The organism is Nonomuraea wenchangensis (assembly GCF_900111685.1).
In the GTDB taxonomy this organism is placed as follows: domain Bacteria; phylum Actinomycetota; class Actinomycetes; order Streptosporangiales; family Streptosporangiaceae; genus Nonomuraea; species Nonomuraea wenchangensis.
This window is the reverse complement of sequence record NZ_FOHX01000005.1, coordinates 342,390-357,513: the sequence shown is the minus strand read 5'-3', so window position 1 is coordinate 357,513 and position 15,124 is coordinate 342,390. Positions and strand designations below refer to the sequence as shown.

At 71.6% G+C, this 15,124-nt stretch carries 12 protein-coding genes; 4 read left to right on the top strand and 8 right to left on the bottom strand.

The annotated features are described in order from the left end of the window. Window positions 1-2: 2 nt before the first annotated feature. Entirely contained in the window at window positions 3-599 is a 597-nt protein-coding gene (locus tag BMW85_RS50375; protein WP_218155819.1) for a TetR/AcrR family transcriptional regulator, read from the top strand. On the opposite strand, the gene BMW85_RS17425 is transcribed toward BMW85_RS50375, so the two are convergent. Genes BMW85_RS17425 through BMW85_RS17410 form a run of 4 tightly spaced genes read right to left on the bottom strand, consistent with a single transcriptional unit; the run spans window position 535 to window position 3,424 of the window. Further along, complete coding sequence (locus tag BMW85_RS17425) at window positions 535-1,020, bottom strand: protease inhibitor I42 family protein (RefSeq protein WP_091082402.1); 486 nt, start codon at window positions 1,018-1,020, stop codon at window positions 535-537. The two genes, BMW85_RS50375 and BMW85_RS17425, sit on opposite strands and share 65 nt — an antisense overlap. Then, a complete protein-coding gene (locus tag BMW85_RS17420; protein WP_091082400.1) occupies window positions 1,017-1,997 on the bottom strand; it encodes a YihY/virulence factor BrkB family protein in 981 nt (326 codons plus the stop codon). Before BMW85_RS17420 ends, BMW85_RS17425 begins: the two co-directional genes overlap by 4 nt. Then, on the bottom strand, window positions 1,998-3,047 hold the full coding sequence (locus BMW85_RS17415) for a DUF3618 domain-containing protein (RefSeq protein WP_091082399.1): 1,050 nt from the start codon (window positions 3,045-3,047) through the stop codon (window positions 1,998-2,000). After that, the gene (locus BMW85_RS17410; RefSeq protein ID WP_091082398.1) at window positions 3,044-3,424 is read right to left on the bottom strand and encodes a phage holin family protein; all 381 of its coding nucleotides are present in this window, start codon (window positions 3,422-3,424) and stop codon (window positions 3,044-3,046) included. The genes BMW85_RS17415 and BMW85_RS17410 overlap by 4 nt, the downstream gene beginning before the upstream one ends. A 309-nt stretch (window positions 3,425-3,733) precedes the next feature. On the opposite strand from BMW85_RS17410, the gene BMW85_RS17405 reads away from it, so the two are divergent. Beyond that, complete coding sequence (locus tag BMW85_RS17405) at window positions 3,734-6,688, top strand: DEAD/DEAH box helicase (RefSeq protein WP_091082396.1); 2,955 nt, start codon at window positions 3,734-3,736, stop codon at window positions 6,686-6,688. Between the two features lies 1 nt (window position 6,689). After that, window positions 6,690-7,475 (top strand): SWIM zinc finger family protein, encoded by a 786-nt coding sequence (locus tag BMW85_RS17400; RefSeq protein WP_091082395.1) that lies wholly within the window; start codon window positions 6,690-6,692, stop codon window positions 7,473-7,475. A 16-nt stretch (window positions 7,476-7,491) separates the two neighbouring features. Here BMW85_RS17400 and BMW85_RS17395 read toward each other — a convergent pair whose 3' ends face one another. The 3 genes from BMW85_RS17395 to ctaD form a co-directional block, all read right to left on the bottom strand. Continuing rightward, the gene (locus tag BMW85_RS17395; RefSeq protein ID WP_091082393.1) at window positions 7,492-8,430 is read right to left on the bottom strand and encodes a diacylglycerol/lipid kinase family protein; all 939 of its coding nucleotides are present in this window, start codon (window positions 8,428-8,430) and stop codon (window positions 7,492-7,494) included. A 44-nt stretch (window positions 8,431-8,474) separates the two neighbouring features. Beyond that, window positions 8,475-11,201: an immune inhibitor A domain-containing protein gene (locus BMW85_RS17390; protein ID WP_091082391.1), complete on the bottom strand. Its 2,727-nt coding sequence runs from the start codon at window positions 11,199-11,201 to the stop codon at window positions 8,475-8,477. A 279-nt stretch (window positions 11,202-11,480) separates the two neighbouring features. Then, window positions 11,481-13,148: an aa3-type cytochrome oxidase subunit I gene (gene ctaD, locus BMW85_RS17385; RefSeq protein WP_091082390.1), complete on the bottom strand. Its 1,668-nt coding sequence runs from the start codon at window positions 13,146-13,148 to the stop codon at window positions 11,481-11,483. A 168-nt stretch (window positions 13,149-13,316) separates the two neighbouring features. Between ctaD and BMW85_RS17380 the strand changes: the two genes are divergently transcribed. Further along, on the top strand, window positions 13,317-14,528 hold the full coding sequence (locus BMW85_RS17380) for an aspartate aminotransferase type Ic (RefSeq protein WP_177240726.1): 1,212 nt from the start codon (window positions 13,317-13,319) through the stop codon (window positions 14,526-14,528). A 9-nt stretch (window positions 14,529-14,537) separates the two neighbouring features. Here the strand turns inward: BMW85_RS17380 and BMW85_RS17375 are convergent, their stop codons facing one another. After that, on the bottom strand, window positions 14,538-15,107 hold the full coding sequence (locus BMW85_RS17375) for a hypothetical protein (protein WP_143082318.1): 570 nt from the start codon (window positions 15,105-15,107) through the stop codon (window positions 14,538-14,540). Window positions 15,108-15,124: the final 17 nt, after the last annotated feature.

Genomic DNA, 15,124 nt, shown 5'->3' with positions numbered 1-15,124 from the left:
CGGTGCCGAGGATCAGCGCGGCCACGGTGGCCGACCATCGTGCGGACCGGCATGCCGCGCTGCTGGCGGCGGCGATGGAGATCCTGGCCGCCGAGGGCGCGGCGGGGCTCACCCCGGCCGCCGTCGGGGCCCGGGTCGGGCTGGCCCGCTCCAGCGTCTACCGCTACTTCTCCTCGACCGCCGACATCCTCGCCCAGCTCGTCGAGGACGCGATCCCGCGCTGGGCCGGCCGGCTGGCGAGCGCGGCGGCGACCGGCGACGACCTGGAGACGCGGGTGCGCGCCTACGGCACGGTGACGCTGTCGTTCGCCGCGCATCCCGACTACGCGCTGCTGCGCGCCCTGAGCGCCCTGGACCTGCCGCCTGACTGCCGCGACCGGCTCGACCAGCTCCACGAGACGATGATCGGCCCGCTGCGCGACATCCTGGCCGAGGCCGGGCACGACGACCCCGGCCTCGTGGCCCACCTGGGCTGGAACGTGCTCGGCGAGGGCCTGCGCCGGCTCGCCGCCGGCCCGGCCGACCCCGCCGCCGTCACCCGGACGGTGCTGGAGGTGCTGGTCCGCGGGATGTCGCCGGGCCGTCCTTCGTCACCGTGAGCGTGAAGACGGCCTCGCCCGACTGGCTGCGGCTCTCCTCGCTCTCCGGCGTCCCGCCGGCCCCGCAGCGCCAGCAGTCGAACAACCTGACCTCGGTCGTGCCCGGCTGCTTGGCGTTGAACACGAAGTAGATGGTGCCGCCCGAGCCGGGCCGGTCGCTCTCGTCCTGGTGCTCCTGGCTGATGAACGAGACCACCTTCGTGTCCGGCACGGCCTTCAGCGACCAGCTGTCGCCCACCGACGCGTTGCCGGTCACCGCCAGCGAGAAACGTTGCCCGCTGCGCAGCTCCACCGGCACGGTGGCGCCCTTGGCGCCCTTGACCACCGTGCCGAGGTCGCTCACCGCCGAGCCGGCCCCGCAACCGCCGCAGGCGGCGAGCAGCAGCAGGCCGAGCCCGGCGGCGGCCGTTCGAAGTGTCATTCCGGCAGGCTATCGGCCTTCGGCTCGTCGCGGGGCACGGCGTACGGCTCCCGCTCGGCCGGCCGGCCCGCGGCGATCGAGCGCTGCCGGATCAGCTCGGCGTCGAACTCCGCGCCGAGCAGCAGCGCCATGTTCGACAGCCACAGCCAGACCAGGAACACCACGATCCCGGCCAGCGCGCCGTACGTCTTGCCGTAGGACGCGAAGTTGGCGGCGTACAGGGCGAAACCGCCGGAGACGATCACCCACAGCACGATCGCGAGCACGCTGCCCGGCGAGATCCAGCGCAGGCCGGGCTGGCGCACGTTCGGCGCGGCCCAGTACAGCAGCATGATCAGCCCGGTGGCGACCAGCACCATGAGCGGCCACTTGAGGATGTCCCAGGCGAGCACCGCCGCCTCGTCGAGGCCGAGCGCGCGGCCGAGCGCCGCCGCGAGGTCGCCGGTGAGCGTGACGGCGATCGCGCCGAGCGCCAGCAGCACGGTGGCCAGCAGGGTGAGGCCGATCCGCAGCGGGGTGATCTTCCAGAACGGGCGGCCCTCGCCGATGTCGTAGATCGCGTTGCCGGCCCGGATGAAGGCCGCGATGTAGCCGGAGGCCGACCACAGGGCGACCACCAGGCCGGCGATCGCCACGGCGCTCGCGGCGCCCGCGCCGTTCTGCGCCGCCTGGATGCTCGTCACCATCAGGTCGCGCACCTCGGCGGGCACCAGCACCATGACGCCGGAGAGCTGGGCGGCGGCGTCGCCGCGCCCCAGCAGCCCGAACACCGACACCAGCACGATCAGCGCGGGGAAGATCGACAGGACCGCGTAGTAGGTGAGCCCGGCGGCGAGGTCCTGGAGACGGTCGTCCTTGAACTCGACGATCGTCCGCTTCAGCACCGTCCACCAGGCCCGGCGGGGGAACTCGCCCGGACCGTCGGGCACGCCGGCGGTGCCGGCGGCCCGTTCGGAGGAGTCTCGGGAAACGGTCACCTACCTGCTCCGGAGTTCCATCAGGCGGTTGCGCACGGCCCGGCCGGCCGTGGGACGGCCCGTCAGGCGTCCCTTGACGACGGCGCCCTTGATGACGCCGCCCTTCGTCACGCGGCCGGTCGTCAGGCGGGCCTTCATCACGCGGCCCCCGATGTCGCCCCGCACCACGCGCTCCACGAGCGTGCGGCGCGCGGTCATGCGGCGTCTGGTCATCCGCCGTACGACGAGGAAGGCCACGGCTCCGGCGGCGACGGCGACGAGCAGCGCGGGACGCCGTCTCGCCTCCCCGGCGACGGCCTTCATCTGCTCGGGTGTGTGGTCGCCGACCTGGCCGGCCATCTCGGTGGTCTTGTCCTTGATCAGGCCGGCGGCCCCGGCGGCGCGGGCCTTGACCGTCCCCGCGGCCTCGGAGGCCCGGTGCCTGGCGACCCCGGCGGCCTCGGACGCCCGCTCCCTCGCCACGCCCGCGGTCTCGGCCGCCCGCTCCCTGGCCACCCCGGCGGCCTCCGTGGCGCGGCCCCTGGCCATGCCCGCGGCCTCGGCGGCGCGGGCCCTGACCGTCCCCGCGGCCTCGGCCGCCCGCTCCTTGGCGACGCCGGCGGCGTGGCTCGCCCTGGACTTCACGTCGGCCTTGTCCGCGAGCGCGCTCACCGTGCGGCCCAGTTGCTCGCGGGTCTCCTCGATGTCCCTGCGCACAGCGGCTCTCCCGTCGTCGTCGTCCTCGTCGGCGGCGCGCCTCCGGGCGCCGCGCTCGCGGCTGGTGCCGGTGGCGGCGGCGCCGCGCTCGGTCCGGCTGACCTCACGCATGGAACGTTCCTCCGTACGCAGGTTCTCGATGGCCTCGGCACGCTCGTCCCGGATGGGCGCCTCCGGGATGAAGGTCTCGTGGCCCTCCCGCTCGACCTCCGCCCGAATGGCGTTCTCCGTCGCGCCCGGCCGGGTGAGGGGCACGTTGATGGACTCAGGCTCGGTCGGGGCGCCCACGGTCGCCCGGTGCGCGCCCACGTCGCCGGCGTGCTGCTCGCTGTATCCGGGATCCGTCTCGCTCATCGGTGTGCCCTCTCCTTGACCATGTCGATGTCGGCCTTGACGCTCGCGATGGTCTCCTCGGGGACCGGCGGCGTGGCCCGTTGCACCTGGTTCTTGCCGACCAGGCCCAGGACGGCGGCGACGACGAGCAGGACGACGCCCACGACGAGGGCCGCGACCCATGCGGGCATGACCAGGGCGAGGAGCAGGATGACGGCGGCCACCAGTGCGGCGCCGCCGTAGAAGGCGGCCGTGCCGGCCGCCCCGAACAGGCCCGCGCCGAGGCCGGCGCGCTTGCCCTTCGCGGTGAGTTCCATCCTGGCCAGGCGGAGTTCGTCCTTGACCAGCCGGGTGACCTGTACGGAAAGGTCACTGACCAGTTTCTGGGTGTCGCTCACGATCGTTCGCCTCCTCCGTCCGAGTCAGGCGACTACCCAGCCACTTGGCCTTCTATCACGCGCTATTTCCGCCTGGCGGACTTCAGCACGAGGTCAAGGACCTTCAGCACGGGATCCTTGGGGGTGTCACACCAGTTGTCGGGCTGCTTCGGCTTGCTCCACGGAGACGGGAGCTCGCACGACGGAGCCTGCGGCTTGGGCCGTTCACACCACGATCCGGGATTACTGGTCATGGTTCCATTTTACTCTTTCAGGGATCGCTTATATAAGCGCGAACGATTTCCGGACGGGCGACGGTAATCTGCCCTGGTGCTGGTCGTACACGGGGTCTGGGCGGAGGACGGGCTCGCCTTCTGGGCGGAGCACGCAGAGGGCGGCGGGCCGGCGGCACGGGCGGGCCGCGGCGCGGGCCCCCGTCCCCATCCCTTCGCCGCCCCGGCCGCCGCCGTCGCGGCCGCGCTCGGCCTGGACCAGCCCGGCGAGCGGACGCTGGAGCTGCTGCTGCCCGGCTCGGCCGGTGAGCCGTCGCCGTCGCCGGAGACCGGGCGGCTGGCCGGGACCACCCGGCCGCGGCTGCGGCCGTGGCGGGTGCCGGTCGTCGTCCCGCCCGCCGCCACGGCGCTGCGCCTGCTCGCCGGACGGCCGGAGACGGCCACCCTGCGCCACTGGGCGGCGGTCGCCGACCTCGCCCGCGACCTCGTACGGCGTGGGCGCGTCCTGCCCCAGCTCGCCCTGGAGGCGGACGGGGCGCGGGCCGTGTGGCGGCCGGTCGTCAACGGGGCCGACGGCGTCCACTTCCGCGAGCTGGCCCTCGCCATGCCGCCCGCGTGCCGGACCGCCGGCGTCGAGCGGCCGTCCGCCGGCGTGCTGCGCGCGGCCCTGGAGACGTTCGCGGACGCGCTCGTCCGGCAGGCGCTCACCGAGCCGCTGGTCACCCGGCCCGCCACCCCGAGGGACCGCTGGCTGGCGGCACTGACCGGCCCCGACCCGTCCTGCCCCGACGTCCCCGAGCTGCGCGCCGAACTGGGCGCCTGGCACGACGCCGCCACGGCCGCCGAGGGCGCGGCCCGCGTGTGCTTCCGCCTCATGGAGCCCACCGGCGACCCCACGGGCGACCCCACGGGCGACGGGGAGGACGCCTGGCGGGTCGAGCTGGCCTTGCAGGCCGCCGACGACCCCAGCCTGTACGTCCCCGCCACCACCCTCTGGGCCGGCGAACGCGCCCCCGGCCTGCCCCCGGCCCCCGAACGCGAGCTGCTGACCGGCCTCGGCCGCGCCGTCCGGCTCTACCCCGAGCTGGAGCGCGCCCTGCGGGTGCCGGAGCCGGCCGAGCTGGCTCTGGACACCGCGGGCGCGTTCGGGTTCCTGCGCCAGGCCGCGCCGCTGCTCCAGGCGGCCGGGTTCGGCGTGCAGCTCCCCCGCTGGGCGGGCCGCGCGAGGCTCGGGCTCAGGCTGACCACCAGGACCAAGACGCAGACCGCGGCCGTGAGCCAGGGGTTCGGCATGCGGGAGCTGGTCGACTTCCGCGTCGACCTGGCGGTGGGCGACGAGACGATCAGCGAGGAGGAGCTGGCCGAGCTGGCCCGGCTGAAGGTGCCGCTGGTCCGGGTGCGCGGCCAGTGGGTGGAGCTGGACGACCGGCAGCTCAAGGCGGCCCTCCGCGCCGTGGAGGGTGCGCGCGCGGGCGAGGCGGCGGCGGGCGAGATCCTGGAGCTGGTGGCGCGGCACGACGGCGAGCTGCCGCTGCTGGAGGTGGACGCCGACGGCGCGCTCGGCGACCTGCTGTCCGGCCAGGCCGAGCGGCGGCTGCGGCCGATCGCGACGCCGCCGGGCCTGGACGCCGTGCTGCGCCCCTATCAGGAGCGCGGGCTGGCGTGGCTGAGCTTCCTGTCGGAGCTGGGCCTCGGCGGGGTGCTGGCCGACGACATGGGGCTGGGCAAGACCGTCACCACGCTCGCGCTGCTGGTCCACGAGAGTCGCGAACGGGAGGGGCCGGGCGCGCCGACGCTGCTGGTGTGCCCGATGTCGCTGATCGGCAACTGGCAGCGCGAGGCGGCCAGGTTCGCGCCCGGCCTGCGCGTCTACGTCCACCACGGCGCCGCCCGCGACGCCGCGCTCGTCCGGGACGCCGACCTGGTGATCACCACGTACGGCACCGCCCACCGCGACCTGGAGTCACTGAAGGAGCACGAGTGGCGCCGGGTGGTGTGCGACGAGGCCCAGGCCATCAAGAACAGCGGCACCCTCCAGGCGCGGGCCGTCCGCGCGATCCCGGCCGCCACCCGCCTGGCCCTGACCGGCACGCCGGTCGAGAACCACCTGGCCGAGCTCTGGTCGATCATGGAGTTCGCCAACCCCGGCCTGTTGGGGCCGCGCTCGCGGTTCCGTACCCGTTTCCAGGAGCCCATCGAGGCCCGCCAGGACGAGGAGGCCGCGCACGCGCTGCGGCGGGCGACCGGCCCGTTCATCCTGCGCCGGCTGAAGACGGACCGGTCCGTCATCTCCGACCTGCCGGAGAAGATGGAGGTCAAGGAGTGGTGCCCGCTCACGGCCGAGCAGGCGAGCCTCTACCAGGCGGTCGTGGACGACATGCTGGCGAAGATCGACGACAGCGAGGGCATCGAGCGGCGCGGGCTGGTGCTCGCCACCATGGCCAAGCTCAAGCAGGTCTGCAACCATCCCGCCCACCTGCTGAAGGACGGCTCCCGCCTGGCGGGCCGCTCGGGCAAGCTGGCCCGGCTGGAGCAGCTCGGCGAGGAGATCCTGGCCGAGGGCGAGAAGGCGCTGCTGTTCACCCAGTACGCCGAGTTCGGCGGCCTGCTCCAGCCCTATCTGGAGCGGCGGCTGGAACGCCCGGTGCTGCTGCTGCACGGCGGCCTGCCGAAGAAGACCCGCGACCGCCTGGTGGACCGGTTCCAGAACGACCCCGAGCCGATGTTGTTCGTGCTGTCGCTGAAGGCGGCCGGCGTCGGGCTCAACCTGACGGCGGCCAGTCATGTGGTGCACGTGGACCGCTGGTGGAACCCGGCCGTCGAGGACCAGGCCACCGACCGGGCCTTCCGCATCGGGCAGCGCAAGAACGTGCAGGTGCGCAAGCTGATCTGCGCGGGCACCCTGGAGGAGCGCGTGGACGAGATGATCGAGCGCAAGAAGGCCCTGGCCGAGCGGGTGGTGGGCGCCGGCGAGGAGTGGCTGACCGACCTGTCCACCGGCGAGCTGCGCGAGGTGTTCCGCCTGACGGGCAACGCGGCGGAGGGGGGCTGAGATGGCCTGGTTCGACGAGTACGACCACCGCGGCCCGATCCGGGTCGAGGGCGGTCTGCGGGCCCGCTCGAAGCGCGGCTCGATCGGCTCCACCTGGTGGTCGCGGCGCTTCATCGACATCCTGGAGCGCGTCTGCGACAAGGGCCGGCTGACCCGCGGCCGGGCCTACGCCCGCCAGGGCCAGGTCCTGTCGATCGACCTGGCGGCCGGGGAGGTCAGGGCGGCCGTGCAGGGCTCGCGGCCCGAGCCGTACGACGTGGTGATCAGGATCGAGGCGTTCGGCGAGCGCCGGTGGGCCGAGCTGGAGGAGGCCGTCGCGGCGCAGGCCGTGCACCGGGCCCGGCTGCTGGCTGGGGAGATGCCGCCGGAGATCGAGGAGCTGTTCGCGGCGGCGGGGGCGGACCTGTTCCCGCGCGACCTGGACATGAACTGCTCGTGCCCCGACTGGGGTTTCCCGTGCAAGCACCTGTCGGCGGTGCTCTATCTGCTGGCCGAGGCGTTCGACGACGATCCGTTCCTGGTGCTGGCCTGGCGCGGGCGCACCCGCGAGCAGTTGCTCGGGTCGCTGGCCGCCGACGAGGGCCACGGCCTGCCCGAGGTCGTGGACGTGCCGTTCGCCGAGCGGCTGGCCGACTTCTACGCCCCCGGCGCCACCGCACACCCGCCCGAGCGCAGGCCGGCCGCCTCACCGGCCCTGCTGCTGCGGGTCTTCCCGCCGCCCGGCGACCTGGGCGACGTGCTCGCCCCCGCGTACGAGCGGCTGGGCGACGGCCCGGCGGCCCCCTGACGCGGGGAGCGTACGGTCAACGGTCCTCGAAGGAGTCCGGCACCATCACGCGCACCCCGTTGGGCACCACGCGCAGCCTGATCGGGGTGCGCAGCCGCACCTCGCCGTCCACGTCGGCGGCCATCGGCGGATCGGTCTCCAGCAGCATCTCCCGCCCGACCACGAACGGCCCGCCGGCGAGGCTGCGCCAGCGGCCGGTGGTGGCCCGGAGCAGGGTCTCGCCGAGCAGGCGGAGCTTCTTGCCGGAGCCGAGCTGGTAGGCCACCAGCGTGCCGTTGTCGATGCTGATGTCCCTGGCCACCTGCCAGCCGCCGTGGAAGCGGCCGTTGGCGATGTTGAGCTGGTGGGTGAGCAGCTCGTGGCGCTGCCCCTCGACGGTGATGAAGGCGCGGAAGGGCCGGTGTCCCGGCAGGATCGTCAGCGCCGTCAGCGGGTAGGCGGGCCGGCCCAGCAGGCGCTTGAGCCACGGCTTGACCGTGCCGGCGACCTCCACCGACACGCCGAAGCTGGCCAGGTTGGCGAACGGCCGGTCGTCGGCCATGCCGAGGTCGATGTCGGCGACCTTGCCGGTCTGGAAGACCCGGATCGCCCCGGCCAGGTCGAGCGGCAGGCCGAGGCTGCGGGCGAAGTTGTTGGTGGTGCCGAGCGGGAGCACGCCGAGCGCCACGTCGCGGTGGGCCACGTGCCGTACGGCCGAGGAGAGGGTGCCGTCGCCGCCGCCCACGATGAGCAGGTCGGGGTCGGTCGCGAGCGCGGTGTCGAGCAGCTCGCGCAGGCGCTTGGGGTTGTAGACCGACAGCTCGACCAAGGGCTCGAAGCCCGACTCGTGGAGCTGTTCGATGACCTCGAAGTAGTGGCGGCGGCCCCGGCGCGAGCGAGTGTTGACCACCACGGCCACCCGGCGATCCCGCTGGATCGCCGCGGTGTGCTCGGCTTTGGTGCGCAAATCGCTCATGGTCACTTATGGTAGGGCCGCCGGGAGCCCCGGCGGCCCGTGATCTACTTCTTCGGCGGGACGACCTGGACGATCGCGCCCAGGTTGCCCGGGAGCGGGCTGATCAGCTTGAACTGCACGCCGAGCGCCTTGCCCTCGTCACCGGGGTTGCCGGTGCCGAGCACCGAACCGGCGGCCACCTGGCCGTACAGCTCGGGGGCCGGGGTGCCGTCCGCGTGCACCACGCGGGTGCTGTAGGTCTGGTCGCCCTTGGACGGCACGACCGCCGAGGCGTCGAAGTCGCGGTAGGCCAGGGCGCCGTTGAGCAGCTCGATGCCCGGATACCACGTCTTGGCGTCGGTGAAGGCGGTCACGCCCTTCTGCGCGGGGAAGTCCGTGCAGTAGGCGCTGAACGGCTCGTTCGCCGCCTCGATGCACTCCTTGAAGGGGTAGGTCTTGCCGAACCCGAACGCCGCGTTCGACGTCTGCGCGCGGCCCGGCAGGTTCTTGTTGGCCGTCGGGTCCTTCTCGGCCGCGGTCCCGGTGCGGCGCAGCGGCTCGAAGTGGGAGTCCACGACGAGCAGGCTGCCCTTGGGGCCGAGGCTCGGCGGCAGGCGCAGGTTGTTGGCGACGGAGTTGTTGGTGTAGGTCGAGTCGCGGTACCACACCAGCAGGCCGGGCGCGTTGTACTTCACCCGCTGCACCTTCCACGACCCGTCGCGGAGGTAGTCGGTGTCGTAGGTGTAGGCCAGGCCGTTGTCGAAGCCGTCGAAGTTGCGCCACTCGGCGAGGTAGAAGCGCTGCACCTGGCGCTCGCCGTTGTTGCGGGTCCAGCCCTGGCCGCTGGTGTTGGTGAAGGTGCCGCCGGTGGCCTTCCAGCCGTTGTCGCCGCCCTCGACGTCGTCGCTCCAGACGGTCTCGCCGCCGTTGGTGAGCGCGAAGTCGTCGACGTGCCAGCCACGCGGGGTGTAGGCGGCGTCGGTGTTGTACGTCAGCCGGAACTTGACGGTCTGCCCGGCGAACGCCGTCAGGTCGACGTAGTCGTGCCGCCACTGCTCGCCGGTGTCACCGCTGATGCCGTACTTCTTGCCGCCGAACGTCTTGAGGTTCTTGTTCGGGTCCGGGTAGTCGTCGGGCGTGGTGACCTCGTTGCCGGCCTCGTCGAACATCTTCTGCTGCGCCCAGGTCTGGCCGCCGTCGGTCGAGACCTCGACGAAGCCGAAGTCCCAGTCCTGCTCGATCTCGTAGTTGTTCCACATCCAGAGGCGCACGTCGGAGCCTGACGGGACGGGCAGGTCACGGGTGAGCGAGACGTTGGCCCACTCCTGGTCGAGGTTGGTCCACCAGGCGTTGGAGCCGCTGTGCGGGGTGACCATCTCCAGCGGCTCCGAGGCCAGATTGACCCGGACGCCGTCGGCGGTCAGCTTGGGCGTACGCGAGGACTGGCCGACGGTGACGAGCTTGGCGGCGTCGCCGGGCTCGAACGTCTTCGGGTTCGCCCAGCCGAGCACCCACTTGTCCCAGAGGCCCATGTGCGCCGGCATCGACTGGAAGATCGGGCCGGAGTGCGAGCCGCTGGACATCAGGTCCCAGAAGTCGACCGCGGAGCTGGCCGCGCCCGAGGTGTCGTACAGGTCGGGCAGGCCGAGGTCGTGGCCGTACTCGTGGGCGAAGACGCCGACGCCGGAGTCCTCGGGCTGCACGATGTAGTTGGAGACCTTCTTGTTCGTGCCGGGGACGGTGTAGCCGCCGGCGACCGCGCTGGAGTGGGCCCAGATGGCGTAGGTGCCCTCGGCGCCGCCGTCGGAGGACTTGTCCTTGCCGGCGTGGACCAGCACCAGGTGGTCGATGACGCCGTCGGGCTCCTGGAAGTTGCCGTCGCCGTCGGCGTCGGAGATGTCCTCCACGTCGTAGTCGGCCCACGGGAAGTTCGGCTGGGCCTGGGCGAGGGCGTTGACCGAGTCGATGGCGAGCTGCTGGGCGCCGAGCTCGTTGCTCGGGTGGCCGGACATGTCCTGGGGCGCGCCGCCGCAGGCCGCGGCGCCGTAGTACGCCTCGGAGTGCGGGACCTTGATCCAGCCGACCGCGGAGCCGGTGACCGAGTAGGCGCCCTTGGACATCTCCTCGTACATCTTCTTCATCGTGAAGCCGGAGATGTCGATGCCGGGCTTGCCGTCGCGCGGGTCCTTGAGGTCCTTGCGCACGCGCTCGGTGATGCCCTTGTCGCTGTAGAGCATCTTGTTGAAGTGCTCGGTGCTGAAGTCCTTGACCCAGAAGGAGTTGTTGTCCGCGTGCGGCAGGGTGGCCGGGTCGGGGATGTTGTTGTGCAGCGGGCCGTTCTTCAGCGTGCCCGCCGGCTCGACGACGCAGTCGTCCGGGGCGCTGTTGACGGTGCGCAGCCGGTTGAAGCCGGAGAAGTCGTCGTTGGCCTGCTCGTTGAACTCGACGAGGACGGTCAGGAGCTTGGCCGTGCGGGTCTGCTTGCTGTTCTTGAAGATCCACTCGGCCGGGTTGCGGCCGGTTCTGAGCGCCTCCCGCTCCCGCGCGGCGAGGATGCGCCCGGCGGCCGGGTTGCCGCTGCTGAACTTCCGGTCGAACTTCTGCGCCGGGGTCAGCGAGCGGGCCTTCTGGTCGGCGAGGCCCGGCTCCCGCGGCTCCCTGTCGACCGCAGGCGGAGCGTAGTTGATGTAGTGGTCCGCGGCCGTGGGCTCGTAATGGGCGACGGAGGCCGCCTGAGCGGTGGGCACGGACAGGGCGGCGCCGAGCAGGGCGACCGCCGGGAATGCTGCCAATAAGCGCTTAGTGCTGGGCACCAGAAACCCTTTCTGCCCGGGATCTCCGGGCGAATGGCCATAGGGCATGCAATGCCGGACGCTAGAGCGTTAATCAACGAATCGTAAAGTGCGTTGTTGAAATGTGATCAAAACACCACAATCAGAACATCAGGGCTGTCATGATCACCCATCCGGCACCGCGATGATCAGGTCGAACCTGCCGATCCCCAGCAATTCCTCACTGGTGAACCTGATCCGGCCACGTTCCCGAACAGCAGCACGAGCGGTCGTCGAGGGTCAGTCCTCCGTGTCCTCGCCCGGCTCCCGCTTCTCCCCCTCGCGGGGGTAGTGCAGGTCGAAGGCGGGCCGTTCGGAGCGGATGGGCGGCATGCGGGTGAAGTTGTGCCGGGGCGGCGGGCAGGAGGTGGCCCACTCCAGGGAGTTGGCGTACCCCCAGGGGTCGTCGAGCGTGACCTTGGGCGCCCTCCGTGCCGTCTTCCACACGTTCCACAGGAACGGCAGCGTGGAGACGCCCAGCAGGAACGCCCCCACGGACGAGACCTCGTTGAGCGCGGTGAACCCGTCGCCGGGGCTGTAGTCGGCGTAGCGGCGGGGCATGCCGATCTGCCCCAGCCAGTGCTGCACCAGGAACGTGGTGTGGAAGCCGATGAACAGCAGCCAGAAGTGCAGCCGCCCGAGCCGGTCGTCCAGCATCCGCCCGGTCATCTTCGGCCACCAGAAGTAGAAGCCGGAGAACATCGCGAACACCACCGTGCCGAAGACCACGTAGTGGAAGTGCGCGACCACGAAGTAGGTGTCGCTGATGTGGAAGTCGAGCGGCGGCGAGGCCAGGATGACGCCGGTGAGCCCGCCGAGCAGGAACGTCACGAGGAAGCCGACCGCGAACAGCATCGGTGACTCGAAGCTCAGATGGCCCCGCCACATCGTGCCGATCCAGTTGAAGAACTTCACCCCGGTCGGCACCGCGATGAGGAACGTCATGAACGAGAAGAACGGCAGCAGCACCTGCCCGGTCGGGAACATGTGGTGCGCCCACACGGTCATCGACAGCCCGGCGATCGCGATGGTGGCCCCGACCAGCCCCATGTAGCCGAAGATGGGCTTGCGGCTGAAGACCGGGAGCACCTCGGTGATGATGCCGAAGAACGGCAGCGCGATGATGTAGACCTCGGGATGGCCGAAGAACCAGAACAGGTGCTGCCAGAGCAGCGGGCCGCCATTGTCGGCGAGGAAGACCTGGGTGCCGAGCTTGCGGTCCGACTCCAGCACCAGCAGCGCGGCGGCCAGCACCGGGAACGCCATGAGCACGAGCATGCTGGTCAGCAGCACGTTCCAGGTGAAGATCGGCATCCGGAACATCGTCATGCCGGGCGCCCGCATGCCGATGATCGTGGAGATGAAGTTCACCGCGCCGAGGATCGTGCCTAGGCCGGACAGCGCCAGCCCCATGATCCACAGGTCGCCGCCCACCTGCGGCGAGAACGTCGACGACGCCAGCGGCGTGTACGCGAACCAGCCGAAGTCGGCCGCCCCGCCGGGCGCGAAGAACCCGGCGACCGCGATGATCCCGCCGAACAGGAACAGCCAGTACGCCACCGCGTTCAGCCGGGGGAAGGCCACGTCGGGCGCGCCGATCTGCAGCGGCATCACCACGTTCGCGAAACCGGCGAACAGCGGCGTCGCGAACAGCAGCAGCATGATCGTGCCGTGCATGGTGAAGAGCTGGTTGTAGAACTGCTGGTTCACCAGCTGCATGCCGGGCTGTGCCAGCTCGGCCCGCATCACCATGGCCATGACCCCGGCCACGAGGAAGAACGCGAACGAGGTGATCAGGTAGAGATAGCCGATGACCTTGTGGTCCGTCGTCGACAGCCACGACGCGATCACTGTGCCGGTGCGGCGGCGCCTCACCTGCTCGATCGAGGTCTCGCGGACGGTCGTCATCGGCTGCTCCCTCCGGTGTGGAGTCTGGATGCCCCCGATCCCCCCATTGCACGCCATGGACGGCCGCTCGTGAAGCGGTTGGCCGACATTCGCCCCCGGCGACTTCGCACGCCGCCGATTCTTCTATCCTTGGGCGGGCACCGATCCGATCCGGAGGAGAGACTTCTCGTGACCGCACAGCGTGACTACGACGCCCTCGTCCAGCGTGGGCTCTCGCTCGACCTCACCCGGGGCAAGCCGTCACCGCGCCAGCTCGACCTCTCCGACGATCTGCTCAAACTGCCCACGAGCTACCGCGCGGCCGACGGCACCGACGGCCGCAACTACGGCAACCTCCAGGGTCTCGCCGAGCTGCGCGAGCTGTTCGCGCCGCTGCTGCAGGTGCCGGCCGGGCAGCTCGTCGTGGGCGGCAACGCCAGCCTCGCGCTCATGCACGACACCGTGGTGCACGCGCTGCTCAGCCCGGTGCCCGGCGCGGAGCGCCGGTGGGTGGAGGAGCCCGAGATCACGTTCCTGTGCCCGGTGCCCGGCTACGACCGGCACTTCACGATCTGCGAGCGCCTCGGCATCAAGATGGTGCCGGTGCCGATGACCGCCGACGGCCCCGACATGGACGTCGTCGAGCGGCTGGTCGCCGGCGACGCGAGCGTCAAGGGCATGTGGTGCGTGCCGAAGTACAGCAACCCGACCGGCGCCGTCTACAGCGACGAGACCGTGAGGCGGCTGGCCGCGATGCCCACGGCGGCGCCCGACTTCCGCATCTTCTGGGACAACGCCTACGCGGTGCACCACCTCACCGACTCCCCGGTCGAGCTGGCCGACCTGCTGGCGCTGGCCGTCGAGGCGGGCAACCCCGACCGGGTGTTCGTCTACGCCTCCACCTCCAAGGTGACGCTGGCCGGCTCGGGCGTGTCGTTCTTCGGCTCCTCGCCGGCGAACGTCGAGTGGTTCCTGCGCAACACCGCCAAGCAGTCCATCGGCCCCGACAAGATCAACCAGCTCCGGCACGTGGAGTTCCTGCGCGACCCGGCGGGCGTCGAGGCCCACATGCGCAAGCACGCCGCGCTCATCGGGCCGAAGTTCGAGCTGGTGGACAAGGTGCTCTCCGAGCGGCTCGGCGGCCTGGCGAGCTGGACCAGCCCCAAGGGCGGCTACTTCATCAGCCTGGAGGTGCCGCACGCGGCCGAGGTCGTCGCCAAGGCCAAGGCGGCGGGCATCGCGCTCACGCCGGCCGGGGCCACCCACCCCTACGGCAAGGACCCCGAGGACCGGACGATCCGCATCGCGCCGACCTACCCGGAGCTGGAGGAGCTGGAGCAGGCCATCGAGGGCCTGGCCGTCTGCGTCCGGCTGGTGGCCGAGAAGCACGGGGTCGCCTGAGCCCCCAACTCAGCGGCCGGGGCGGAAGCCGAAGATGTACTCGCGCGTCTCGCTCGGATGGAACGAGACGCCCACCCCGGGCTCGTAGACGACGTTGTCGCGCGCGCAGTAGTAGAGGCGCTCCCACACGGCCAGGGCCTGCTCCCTGGCCGGCGCCTCCTGCGCGTCGCGCCTGCGCGCGCCGCGCGCGCCGAGCACGTTGAGCAGCCCGAACCCCCAGAACAGACCCGTCAGGCAGAACGGCGCCAGCAGCACCTCGCCCCACTGCGGGTCCTGCCCCATCGCGATCACCAGCGAGACGACCAGATGCACCAGGGCGGCGCCGAGGAGCAGCAGATAGCCCTGGTTCCTGGTCCAGGCCGTGTAGTGGCGGCTGGGGAACGACAGCCACACCGCGAGCTGGGTGCGGCTCATCACGTGTTTGGACGCGCCGAGCACGGCGGCGGTGGGCAGGTCGGCGACCTCCCTGGCGCCGGGGAGACGGGCCCGCCCGATCTTGTACGTGGTCCCGGCGGCGACCGCCCCGGGGACCGCGACGACCTGGTCGGTCTCCGAACACACCGGGCACCTGACTTCCACCCGGTGCAGTTTGTCCT